The organism is Enterococcus sp. AZ020 (assembly GCF_050499205.1).
Taxonomy (GTDB): Bacteria; Bacillota; Bacilli; order Lactobacillales; family Enterococcaceae; genus Enterococcus_L; species Enterococcus_L dunnyi.
In genome coordinates, this window is record NZ_JBIPAT010000001.1 from 3,393,560 (window position 1) to 3,405,490 (window position 11,931).

Consider the following 11,931-nt stretch of genomic DNA (forward strand, 5'->3'; position numbering starts at 1 on the left):
AGTACGATTTGTGAGTTCTCTACATTTTGATATATATAATAGAAGAAACACAAAAACCGAAAGGAGCCACACGTTGAATGGCGTATAAATATCTAGTTATTGTAGAATCCCCAGCTAAAGCCAAAACGATTGAAAAATATTTAGGAAAAAATTATAAGGTAGTTGCCAGTGTTGGACACATTCGTGATTTACCAAAAAGTAAAATGGGTATCGATATTGAAAATAATTATGAACCGCACTATATCTCGATCAGAGGTAAAGGCGATGTAATCAAAAGTTTAAAAGCTGCTGCTAAAAAAGCTGATAAAGTCTATCTCGCAGCCGATCCGGACCGAGAAGGAGAGGCAATTGCCTGGCATTTATCTTACCTTCTCGGCCTTGATCTGAAAGACAAAAACCGAGTTGTCTTCAACGAAATTACAAAAGAAGCTGTCAAAGCTGCGTTCAAAGAACCTCGAACGATCGACCTAGATTTAGTAGATGCGCAACAAGCTCGTAGAATTTTAGACCGTCTTGTTGGCTATTCACTTAGCCCAATTCTATGGCGTAAAGTCAAAAAAGGCTTAAGTGCCGGCCGTGTTCAGTCTGTTGCATTGAAGATCATTATTGATCGTGAAAATGATATTCGTAAATTTATTCCAGAAGAATACTGGAGTATTGATGGAAATTTCCAAAAAGCAAAGAAAAAATTCAAAGCGAATTTTTGGGGTGTGGATGGAAAGAAGAAAAAATTACCTAATGCTGAAGCAGTCAAAGAAGTGACCACTAGAATTACGGGAAAAGATTATGATGTTACCAAAGTTGAGAAAAAAGAACGTAAACGTAATCCAGCATTACCTTTTACCACGAGTAGCCTACAACAAGAAGCAGCTAGAAAATTGAATTTTAGAACGAGAAAAACAATGATGGTTGCCCAACAGCTATATGAGGGAATTGCTTTAGGAAAACAGGGAACAGTTGGTTTGATCACTTATATGCGTACCGACTCAACCAGAATCGCGGATTCAGCGAAAGAAGAAGCTGCAGAATATATCGAAAAAAATTACGGCAGTGAATTTTCAGCACACGGCGGGCGTAAAGCAAAAAATTCGCAAGGGGCGCAAGATGCCCATGAGGCTGTCCGACCATCAAGTGTATTGCGCTCACCAAATGAAATCAAGCAATACTTAGACAAAGACCAACTTAAATTGTATACATTGATTTGGTCCCGATTCGTTGCAAGTCAAATGACACCAGCAGTGCTGGATACAATGAAAGTAACCCTTGAGCAAAATGGCGTGATTTTCATTGCAAACGGTGCAAAAGTGAAATTCAAAGGGTTCATGCAAGTTTATGTTGAAGGTCGAGATGACGGAAAAGAAGACAAAGAAAATATTCTTCCTGATTTAGTTGAAGGAGATAAAGTCAAGGCTGTTGATATCGAACCAAAACAACATTTCACTCAACCTCCAGCACGATTCAGTGAAGCAACATTGATCCGCGCATTGGAAGAAAACGGAGTGGGACGTCCATCAACGTATGCACCAACTTTGGAAACTATTCAAAGACGTTATTATGTTAAATTAACGAATAAACGTTTTGAGCCAACTGAACTTGGTGAAATCGTTAATTCTCTGATCGTGGAATTCTTCCCGCAAATCGTTGATGTCCATTTTACTGCATCAATGGAAGGGGATTTGGATAAAATCGGCGTTGGGCAGGAAAAATGGGTGGAAGTTGTGGACCGCTTCTACCAACCATTTGAAAAAGAATTGACCAACGCAGAAGAGAAAATCGAAAAAATCCAAATCAAAGATGAGCCAGCTGGTTTTGACTGCGACCTTTGCGGACACCCAATGGTCATCAAACTAGGACGCTACGGAAAATTTTATGCATGCAGCAATTTCCCAGAATGTCGAAACACTAAAGCCATCGTTAAAGAAATCGGTGTAACATGTCCAGTTTGTAATGAAGGCCAAGTTATTGAACGTAAATCTAAGAAAAACCGATTGTTCTATGGATGCAGCCGTTATCCAGAATGTGACTTTACTTCTTGGGATAAACCAATTGGACGTCCATGTCCAAAATGTGGTCAGTATCTTGTTGAAAAGAAAGTCAAAGGCGGAAAACAAGTTGTCTGTATCAATGGTGATTACGAAGAAAATGTTCAAAAATAGCTATCTTGACTACAAATAAAATAATCAATTATACAGAAGCAATTACTTTTTTAAAGTCAATTGTTTCTGTATCTATATAAAAGAAAAGGGGATCTAAATGACTACTACTTCTGTAACAGTTATTGGCGCCGGTCTAGCTGGCAGTGAAGCTGCTTGGCAAGTTGCCAAAGCGGGTGTGCCAGTTACTCTATATGAAATGCGACCAGTAAAAAAGACACCAGCTCACCAGACTGAAAATTTTGCTGAGTTAGTTTGCTCTAATTCCTTAAGAGGAAATAATTTAACGAATGCAGTAGGGGTTTTAAAAGAAGAGATGCGCCGTTTAGACTCAATTATAATCAATAGCGCTGATTTAACGGCAGTTCCCGCAGGAGGAGCTTTGGCAGTCGATCGAGATACCTTTTCTCAGGAAATCACAGATCGAATCAAAAAACATCCGTTAATTACTGTAAAAAATGAAGAAATCACTGCATTACCAGAAGGAATCGTTATTGTAGCAACAGGACCTTTGACCTCAGAAGCTTTGGCAGAACAAATCAAAGAATTCAATGGTTCAGATGGTTTCTATTTTTATGATGCAGCTGCACCGATCGTTGATAAAGCAACGATCGATATGGATAAAGTTTACCTGAAATCACGTTATGATAAAGGAGAAGCAGCTTATCTAAACTGTCCTATGACAGAGGAAGAATTCACTGCTTTTTACGAAGCATTAGTTTCTGCTGAAGTCGTTCCGTTAAAAACATTCGAAAAAGAAAAATTCTTTGAAGGATGTATGCCGATCGAAGTAATGGCTAAACGCGGAATCAAAACAATGCTATTTGGACCTTTAAAACCTGTAGGACTTGAAGATCCTAAAACAGGAAAACGTCCGTATGCGGTGATTCAATTGCGTCAAGATAATGCAGCAGCGTCTTTATACAATTTAGTTGGATTTCAAACTCATTTAAAATGGGGAGAGCAAAAACGTGTTTTCCAAATGATTCCTGGGTTAGAAAATGCTGAGTTTGTGCGATATGGTGTGATGCATCGAAACAGTTTCATGAATTCACCAAAGCTTTTAAAACCAACCTATCAATCTCAAAAGAGAGAGAACCTGTTTTTTGCAGGTCAAATGACTGGTGTTGAAGGATATGTTGAGAGTGCGGCTAGTGGTTTATTGGCAGGTATCAATGCAGCGCGTTTAGCTAAAGGGGAAGAGCCTATTGTCTTCCCAAGAGAAACGACACTTGGCAGTATGGCCTATTACATCACTCATGCAGAAGGCAAGCATTTCCAACCAATGAATGCTAATTTCGGTCTCTTTCCTGAGATGCCTGAACGAATTCGTGATAAAAAAGAGCGTTATGAAGCAATTGCCAATAGAGCATTAACAAAATTGGCTGAGACAAAAAAAGAATTTGATCTTGTCGATTAGTAACTAAAAACTAAGGTACTTAGGGTGGAAACATTCTGTACCTTAGCTTTTTTTGTCTGCTTTTTGACTTGTTACAGATTAGATTTCCCTTATAAAACACGAGTTATTTATCTTCAAATATGAATAAATTGTTACTAAATTTGAAAATATTAATTAAATTCTGACAATTCATTTGTTTTTTCAAAATGGTTATGCTAAAGTTACCTTGTAATTTGATGGAGGGAAAATTATGCAGCAAAAAAACTGGCCGGAGATGTTCTTAACTTACTTGATCGTCGAACGCGGTTACTCTGAAAAAACACGAATTGCCTATGAAGAAGACATTCTAAATTTTTTTGATTTCCTGAAAAATTCTGGAGACGCTGATTATTTAACAGTCGATCATTTGGATATTCGTACATACTTAAGTTTTCTGTACGATAAGAAATACAGTCGCAATTCGATCAGTAGAAAAATTGCTAGTTTACGCTCATTCTATCAATTTTTACTTAAAAATGAAGTAATCAAAGAAAATCCATTTTCCTATGTTCATATGAAAAAAAAGCAATTGAGACTTCCTCGTTTCTTTTATGAAAAAGAGATGGATGCACTTTTTGAGAGTGTTAAGGGAACAAAACCACTGGACTTAAGAAATCAGGCACTGCTTGAAATTTTATACGGAACGGGTATTCGTGTGAGTGAATGCGCTAACTTAACGCTCCAGTCAGTGGATTTTTCTGCAAATGTATTACTCATTCATGGGAAAGGAAACAAGGATCGCTATGTTCCTTTCGGCTCATTCGCTCAAGATGCATTAAAAGAGTATCTTGAACATGGCAGAAAAGTTTTGATGGAAAAACACGGGAAAGATCATGCATTTATTTTCATCAATCACCATGGGGATCAGATCACATCAACAGGGATCGAATATGTGTTGAATCAATTGATCAAGAAAAGCACGCTAAACGGGGATATCCACCCCCATATGCTGCGGCATACCTTTGCCACCCATTTGCTGAATAATGGCGCTGACATGAGAACCGTCCAAGAGCTCTTAGGACATTCGGATTTATCGACAACTCAAATTTATGCGCATGTAACAAAAGAAAGTTTACAAAAAAATTATCGAACATTTCACCCTCGAGCTTAGCAAAAAAATATTAGCTGCTTTAAAGGCGTGGATCTATAATACAACAAAAGCGTGTGAGCTTTTGATTTAGGAGGAACTATCATGGTTGAATCACAATTTCACTCAACAACGATTTGTGCGGTTGAAAAAGATGGAAAATTCGCGATGGCTGGTGACGGTCAAGTTACGATGGGCGAATCTGTCGTGATGAAAGGAACGGCTAAAAAAGTTCGTAGAATTTATAATGATGAGGTCGTTGTCGGTTTTGCAGGCAGCGTTGCAGATGCATTTACTTTAGAAGAAAAATTCGAAGGTAAATTGAATGAATATAATGGAAATCTGACTCGAGCAGCTGTTGAGCTCGCTCAGGAATGGCGTACACAGCAGTCTATGCAAAAGTTAGAGGCAATGTTGATCGTCATGAATAAAAAGGAAATGCTTTTAGTTTCCGGAACAGGAGAAGTGATCACACCAGATGATGGCATTTTAGCTATTGGCTCAGGTGGCAACTTCGCACTTTCCGCTGCAAGAGCGATGAAACATTACGGTGATAAAGAGATGTCTGCCAAAAGTATTGCGGAAAATGCATTGAATATAGCCGCAGATATCTGTGTTTTTACAAACCACAATATTATTGTAGAAGAATTATAGATGGAGGATTCTAGCTATGAATGAACTGAATAAAACACCTAGAGAAATCGTGAAGGAATTAGATGAATATATCATTGGCCAAGAAACGGCTAAAAAATCTGTCGCTGTTGCTTTAAGAAATCGATACAGACGTCTGCAGCTCGATGAAAAAATGCAGCAGGATATCACACCTAAAAATATGCTGATGATTGGTCCTACCGGGGTCGGGAAAACTGAAATCGCTCGACGTTTGGCTAAAATCGTCAATGCTCCATTTATAAAGGTTGAAGCAACTAAATTCACGGAAGTTGGCTATGTAGGTCGTGATGTGGAATCAATGGTCCGCGATTTAGTAGAAAATGCCATTCAAATCGTCGAAAAAAAACAATACAGTCGAGTCTATTCTCAAGCGCTAAAAAAAGCGAATAATCGTCTGGTAAAAGTATTGGTTCCTGGGATCAAAAAAGAACAAAAACAAGCATCAACTAATCAATTTGAACAAATGATGCAAATGTTCTCAGCAGCACAACAGCCACAGGAAACACAAGAAGAAGTAACGGAAGAAATCAAAATCAACCGAAAAACCGTTCTTGAGCAGTTAGAAAAAGGACTGTTGAATAATCGTGAAGTTACAATCGAAATCGATGAACCTAAGAAAAATATGCCGGCAATGAATGCAGGGATGGAGCAAATGGGGATCGATCTAAACGAAACGCTAGGGGCATTGTCACCAAAGAAAAAAATAGAGCGCACAGTCACTGTAAAAGAAGCGCAAGAACTGCTAGTCAAAGAAGAATCAGCTAAAATCGTCAAAGATGCTGATATTCACAGCGAAGCGATTCGTTTAACAGAGAGTAGCGGGATCATTTTTATTGATGAATTCGATAAGATCACGTCAAAAAGCCAGCAAAATTCTGGAGAAGTGTCACGCGAAGGAGTACAGCGTGATATTTTACCGATCGTTGAAGGCTCACAAGTCAATACAAAATACGGTCCGATCCAAACAGATCATATTTTATTTATCGCGTCGGGTGCCTTTCATTTATCAAAACCAAGTGATTTGATCCCGGAACTGCAAGGGCGTTTCCCGATTCGTGTAGAACTAGATGATTTAACCGCTGAAGATTTCGTTAGGATTCTGACTGAACCAAATAACGCGTTGATCAAACAATATATAGCATTGATCGGAACAGAAAATGTAACAGTTATTTTCACTAAAGAAGCAATAGAGCGTATTGCTGATATCGCTTTTGATGTCAATCGCGACACGGACAATATTGGAGCACGTCGCCTGCATACGATTTTAGAGCGTCTTTTAGAGGATTTGTTATTTGAAGCACCAGATATGCAAATGGGTGAAATTACGATCACAGAAGCCTACGTGAACGAAAAATTGAACAGCATCGTTCAAAACGAAGATTTAAGCCGCTACATTCTTTGATCCTAGTAAACGTTCTTCGGACATCTTTTTAAAACAAGCTTGATAGTTTTTAAATTAGGAGGAGTAAAAATGACTACTTTATTAGAAAAAACGCGTCAAATTAACAAATTATTACAGCAAAAGAATACGTTTGATCAAAAAGCTGATTTACCTTACGATAAAATGGCAATGATCTTAGGGGACGTATTAGATAGCAATGCTTACATCATCAGCAGTGAGGGCGTACTGTTAGGGTATAATGAAAAACTAGATGTCAATAATGCACGTGTCAAACATATGTTTGAAGAAAAACGCTTTCCTCAAAGCTATACAGATGCAGCGGACAATTTAGCTAAAACAGAAGCAAATATTTCCATTACAAGTGATCTGACAGCTTTTCCTGTGGAATGGCGCGAAAAATATCCGTTTGGATTGACAACGATTGTACCGATGTTTGGGGCAGGAGAACGTTTAGGGACGATCATTTTGGCGAGAGTGGAACAGTCTTTTGATGATGAAGATCTAGTTCTAGCTGAATATAGTGCGACCGTTGTTGGCATGCAGATCTTGTATCAACAATCCAGATCGATCGAAGCAAGTGTTCGCAGTGCAACCGCTGTTCAAATGGCGATCAACACGCTATCTTATAGCGAACTGAAAGCTGTTCATGCGATTTTCAAAGCTTTAGATGGGGAAGAAGGTCGTTTGACAGCCTCAAGTATTGCAGATGAGATTGGAATCACGCGATCAGTGATCGTTAATGCGTTGAGAAAATTAGAATCTGCCGGAATCATTGAATCTCGTTCGTTAGGGATGAAAGGGACTTATTTGAAAGTCTTGAATAAGCAATTCATGAAAGAGCTAGAAAAAGAGAACTAGTAGGGGGCATGACAAATGACTGTACAAATTGAAAATGAATTTTTGATCGCAACGATTGCAGAAGACGGAGCGGAATTGATCAGTTTAAAATCTAAAAAAAGTGATATCGAATATATTTGGAACGGAGATCCAGCTTTCTGGGGACGTCATGCACCTGTTCTTTTTCCTTTTGTAGGTAGATTGAAAGATGATCGATACACATATGGTGGCAAGTCTTATCCGATGGGACAGCATGGCTTCGCGAGAGATCAAGTTTTCGAAGTACTCGAACACGGGACAGAATTAGTTTCCTTGTCGCTTAAAAGTTCAGCAGAAACGAAGAAAGTCTATCCTTTTGATTTTGAATTGATTCTTTCTTATGTCTTAGAAGAAAACAATCTTACTGTAAACTATCAGGTTGAAAATACTGGCAATGAAAAAATGTACTTTTCGATTGGCGGTCATCCAGCTTTTAATGTGCCTTTAGAAAAGAACTTATCATTCGATGATTATTATTTAGGGTTCTCACCACAAAAGTCACGCATTCAAATCCCATTAAGTGGTCCTTATGCTGATTTTGCTCACAAGACACTTGGACAGACAAATACAAGTCTAGATTTGCGCAGAGAGTTATTTAAAGAGGATGCGATCATTTTTGAAACAAAAGGAGTCAATACCTTTACGATCGCAACGGATGAAAGTCCACACAGCATTAGTTTAAGCTATGCTGACATGCCTTATGTCGGCTTTTGGTCTCCTTATCCAAAGGAAGCCCCATTCGTCTGTATCGAGCCGTGGTGCGGAATTGCAGATGGTGTAGATGCAACAGGGAATCTTATTGATAAAATCGGCATCAATCAGCTTGATAGCTCAGGCATATTTAAGACACACTATACACTAACAGCGAAATAATAAAAAAAGCCAAAGACGAACACCTAATACGCTCGAGCTTTGGCTTTTTTTATTTACTATTTTTTGCACCTAATCCAAAGGACACACGGCTTTCTGTTCCTTCTTTGATTCGTTTGATGTTGTCTTTATGGCGGACAAAAATAAAAATCGTCAATGCCACAGCGATCAAAGTCAGCAACCAGTCAAATCTCGGCAAAATCTGTGGGATCGCGAAAGGAATAATGATCGTTGATAATGTGATCAACACAGCACTAACCATACTAGTCAAACTTACCATACTGGTAATATACAATGTAATAATAAAAATCAATGCAGAATAAACAAAAAATGTTGGACTATAGGCTAAAATCATCCCCGCGCTTGTTGCAACAGCTTTGCCACCTTTAAAATTCGCAAAAACTGGAAATGTGTGTCCCAATACAGCTGCTACACCGAAAACCAACGGATTGACATTCAAAGAAAATAAGAGTGGTAAACTAGTTGCTAAAGTTCCCTTTAAAATATCCATCAATAAAACAGTGATTCCAGCTTTTTTCCCTAATACTCTAAACGTATTGGTCGTTCCAGTGTTGCCGCTCCCGAAAAGGCGAATATCTTTTTTGAAAAAAAGTTTTCCGATCCAAACGCCAGACGGAATCGAACCTAATAAATAGGCAATGATCAATAATACTATAAATTTCATCAAGTGACCTCTTTCTGTTCAAGCTAGCCTATATTTTATCATGAATAGAAACAGCTAACAATAATTAACTATTCGTTGTATAATAAGAAAGAAGCGAAATTAAGAGAGGGTGACAAAGATGTCTGTTGAAAATCCATCACAAGAACAAATCTTTACTTATTTGAAAGAAGCGAAACGAATCGCAGTTGTCGGTTTAAGTAATAAGCCTGATAGAACAAGCTACCAAATTGCAGAATTATTGCAGGAATATGGATATGAAATCATTCCAGTCAATCCAGTCTTGGCAGGGCAAGAAATCCTTGGTGAATATGTGTATGAAAAACTTCAGGATATCCCTGGCTCAATCGATATTGTCGATATTTTCCGCAGAAGTGAATTCTTACCAGAAGTTGCCCGTGACTTTTTAGAAACAAATGCGACAGTTTTTTGGGCACAACTAGGGCTAGAAAGTGAAGAAGCTGCGGAATTATTGAAAAAAGCAGGAAGAAATGCTATCATAATGAATCGTTGCATTAAGATCGAACTCGCTAAAATGCCGAAATAAGCACAAATGATCTTAAGAAAGAGTTACCGAATAGGAAAGCTCTTTTTTTTTGAGAGTTTTTAGAGTATTATTGTAATGATGTGGCTAAGGGCCCTATAATTCAAGTATAAGGAGTTTTTTTCTTTGGCGAAAAAGGTAAACAATGAATACAATGACGCCTCCATCCAAGTCTTAGAAGGTTTGGAAGCGGTACGTAAAAGACCAGGGATGTATATCGGTTCAACAGATAGCCGCGGATTACATCATTTAGTGTATGAAATCGTAGATAATGCCGTCGATGAAGCATTATCAGGGTATGGAAATGAAATCAATGTAGTCATTCAAAAAGACAATAGTATAAAGATCGTCGATTCTGGACGTGGTATGCCCGTAGGGATGCACGCATCAGGAATACCAACTGTAGAAGTAATTTTTACCGTATTACATGCAGGTGGAAAATTCGGACAGGGCGGTTATAAAACATCCGGTGGACTTCACGGAGTAGGTGCCAGCGTTGTAAATGCATTATCCTCATGGCTGGAAGTAACGATCGTCCGCGATGGTGTTGAATATAAAGAGCGTTTTGAAAATGGCGGGAAGCCTGTCGGTACATTGAAAAAAATCGGGAAGACAAATAAAAAGAACGGGACAACTGTTACTTTTTTACCTGACGATACGATTTTTTCTACGATCCATTTCTCTTATGAAACATTAGCGGAACGCTTACGTGAATCTGCTTTCTTATTGAAAGGGGTAAAAATCACACTTGCTGATCTGCGAGGAGAAGAACCTAAAGAAGAAGTCTTCCATTATGAAGAAGGAATCAAAGAATTTGTCTCGTATTTGAATGAAGAGAAAGATACCTTGACCCCAGTTGTTTATTTTTCTGGTGAAAAAGAAGGGATCGAAGTTGAATTAGCTTATCAGTATAACGATGGCTATTCAGAAAATGTTTTGTCATTTGTTAACAATGTCCGAACAAAAGATGGCGGAACTCATGAAGTCGGGATGAAAACGTCCATGACGAAAGCATATAATGAATATGCTCGTAAAGTAGGTCTATTGAAAGAAAAAGACAAAAATCTTGAGGGCAGTGACTTTCGTGAAGGTTTGGCTGCAGTTTTATCTATTCGTGTACCTGAAAATCTCTTGCAATTTGAAGGTCAAACAAAAGAAAAATTAGGTACACCTCTTGCCAGAAATGCAGTGGATAATGTTGTCGGTGAACAAATGGGCTTCTACCTTCAAGAAAATAGCGAAATGAGTCAGCAATTAGTTCGTAAAGCAATCAAAGCACGTGAAGCACGTGAAGCCGCTCGTAAAGCACGTGAAGAAAGCAGAAATGGAAAGAAACGGAAAAAAGGGGAGTCTCTTTTATCCGGTAAGTTAACACCTGCTCAATCGCGAAACCCTAAGAAAAATGAACTTTACTTAGTCGAAGGAGATTCTGCCGGCGGCTCTGCAAAACAAGGCCGCGATAGAAAATTCCAAGCAATTTTGCCGCTTCGAGGAAAAGTGTTAAATACAGAAAAAGCAAAAATGCAGGATATTCTCAAAAACGAAGAAATCAATACGATGATTTATACGATCGGCGCCGGTGTTGGTCCTGAATTTTCAGTTGAAGACTGCAATTATGATAAAGTCATTATCATGACCGATGCAGATACCGATGGTGCGCATATCCAAGTCTTGTTATTGACGTTCTTTTATCGTTATATGAAGCCGCTGATCGAAGCAGGCAAAGTTTATATTGCTTTACCTCCGTTGTATAAGGTTTCAAAAGGGCTGGGTAAAAAAGCGATCACTGAATACGCGTGGACCGACGAAGAGCTTGCAAATGTAACAGAACAAGTTGGTAAAGGCTATATGCTGCAACGCTACAAAGGTCTTGGTGAAATGAATGCAGATCAGTTATGGGAAACAACGATGGACCCTGAAACTCGTACGTTGATTCGAGTTCGTATCGATGATGCAGCTCAGGCAGAACGTCGTGTTACCACTCTTATGGGAGATAAGGTAGAGCCGAGAAGAAAATGGATCGAACGTCATGTTCAATTCACTTTAGAAGAAGACGGCAGTATTTTAGACCGTAAAGATGGCGAAACAGAGATTGCACCTTCCATTTCAAACGACGTTTTGGATGAAGAGAAAAAAATAGAAAATGAACAAAAAAAGACAGAAACTGAAGAAATCAGTTTGTTCGATTTAGAGTAGGGAGTGATGAA

General features: G+C 38.6%; 10 protein-coding genes. 9 read left to right on the forward strand and 1 reads right to left on the reverse strand.

From position 1 onward, the window contains the following. The first annotated feature begins 77 nt into the window (after positions 1 to 77). The 7 genes from topA (at position 78) to IGI58_RS16280 (ending at position 8,501) form a co-directional block, all read left to right on the forward strand. On the forward strand, positions 78 to 2,156 hold the full coding sequence (gene topA / locus IGI58_RS16250; protein ID WP_087640093.1) for a type I DNA topoisomerase: 2,079 nt from the start codon (positions 78 to 80) through the stop codon (positions 2,154 to 2,156). A 97-nt stretch (positions 2,157 to 2,253) separates the two neighbouring features. Then, a complete protein-coding gene (gene trmFO, locus IGI58_RS16255; RefSeq protein WP_429952583.1) occupies positions 2,254 to 3,573 on the forward strand; it encodes an FADH(2)-oxidizing methylenetetrahydrofolate--tRNA-(uracil(54)-C(5))-methyltransferase TrmFO in 1,320 nt (439 codons plus the stop codon). A gap of 229 nt (positions 3,574 to 3,802) precedes the next feature. Continuing rightward, positions 3,803 to 4,702 (forward strand): tyrosine recombinase XerC, encoded by a 900-nt coding sequence (gene xerC / locus IGI58_RS16260; RefSeq protein ID WP_429952582.1) that lies wholly within the window; start codon positions 3,803 to 3,805, stop codon positions 4,700 to 4,702. Positions 4,703 to 4,783: 81 nt separating this feature from the next. Next, complete coding sequence (hslV, locus tag IGI58_RS16265; RefSeq protein ID WP_087640090.1) at positions 4,784 to 5,332, forward strand: HslVU peptidase proteolytic subunit; 549 nt, start codon at positions 4,784 to 4,786, stop codon at positions 5,330 to 5,332. A gap of 16 nt (positions 5,333 to 5,348) precedes the next feature. Then, positions 5,349 to 6,752, forward strand: coding sequence for an ATP-dependent protease ATPase subunit HslU (hslU, locus tag IGI58_RS16270; protein WP_429952581.1), 1,404 nt, complete (start codon positions 5,349 to 5,351; stop codon positions 6,750 to 6,752). A gap of 69 nt (positions 6,753 to 6,821) precedes the next feature. After that, positions 6,822 to 7,610 (forward strand): GTP-sensing pleiotropic transcriptional regulator CodY, encoded by a 789-nt coding sequence (gene codY / locus IGI58_RS16275; protein WP_087640088.1) that lies wholly within the window; start codon positions 6,822 to 6,824, stop codon positions 7,608 to 7,610. Positions 7,611 to 7,625: 15 nt separating this feature from the next. Continuing rightward, positions 7,626 to 8,501, forward strand: coding sequence for an aldose 1-epimerase family protein (locus IGI58_RS16280; RefSeq protein ID WP_429952580.1), 876 nt, complete (start codon positions 7,626 to 7,628; stop codon positions 8,499 to 8,501). 49 nt (positions 8,502 to 8,550) lie between these two features. Here the strand turns inward: IGI58_RS16280 and plsY are convergent, their stop codons facing one another. Then, positions 8,551 to 9,183: a glycerol-3-phosphate 1-O-acyltransferase PlsY gene (gene plsY / locus IGI58_RS16285; RefSeq protein ID WP_225533954.1), complete on the reverse strand. Its 633-nt coding sequence runs from the start codon at positions 9,181 to 9,183 to the stop codon at positions 8,551 to 8,553. 118 nt (positions 9,184 to 9,301) lie between these two features. Here plsY and IGI58_RS16290 point away from each other — a divergent pair, with 118 nt between their 5' ends. Both IGI58_RS16290 and parE read left to right on the forward strand, forming a co-directional pair. After that, a complete protein-coding gene (locus tag IGI58_RS16290; RefSeq protein WP_087640085.1) occupies positions 9,302 to 9,727 on the forward strand; it encodes a CoA-binding protein in 426 nt (141 codons plus the stop codon). A 123-nt stretch (positions 9,728 to 9,850) separates the two neighbouring features. Continuing rightward, entirely contained in the window at positions 9,851 to 11,920 is a 2,070-nt protein-coding gene (gene parE / locus IGI58_RS16295; protein WP_225533955.1) for a DNA topoisomerase IV subunit B, read from the forward strand. Positions 11,921 to 11,931: the final 11 nt, after the last annotated feature.

Bases quoted from the DNA above. Each gene is read 5' to 3' on its own strand.
- topA (WP_087640093.1), top strand. From the start codon at position 78: ATGGCGTATAAATATCTAGTTATTGTAGAATCCCCAGCTAAAGCCAAA.
- trmFO (WP_429952583.1), top strand. From the start codon at position 2,254: ATGACTACTACTTCTGTAACAGTTATTGGCGCCGGTCTAGCTGGCAGT.
- xerC (WP_429952582.1), top strand. From the start codon at position 3,803: ATGCAGCAAAAAAACTGGCCGGAGATGTTCTTAACTTACTTGATCGTC.
- hslV (WP_087640090.1), top strand. From the start codon at position 4,784: ATGGTTGAATCACAATTTCACTCAACAACGATTTGTGCGGTTGAAAAA.
- hslU (WP_429952581.1), top strand. From the start codon at position 5,349: ATGAATGAACTGAATAAAACACCTAGAGAAATCGTGAAGGAATTAGAT.
- codY (WP_087640088.1), top strand. From the start codon at position 6,822: ATGACTACTTTATTAGAAAAAACGCGTCAAATTAACAAATTATTACAG.
- IGI58_RS16280 (WP_429952580.1), top strand. From the start codon at position 7,626: ATGACTGTACAAATTGAAAATGAATTTTTGATCGCAACGATTGCAGAA.
- plsY (WP_225533954.1), bottom strand. From the start codon at position 9,183: ATGAAATTTATAGTATTATTGATCATTGCCTATTTATTAGGTTCGATT.
- IGI58_RS16290 (WP_087640085.1), top strand. From the start codon at position 9,302: ATGTCTGTTGAAAATCCATCACAAGAACAAATCTTTACTTATTTGAAA.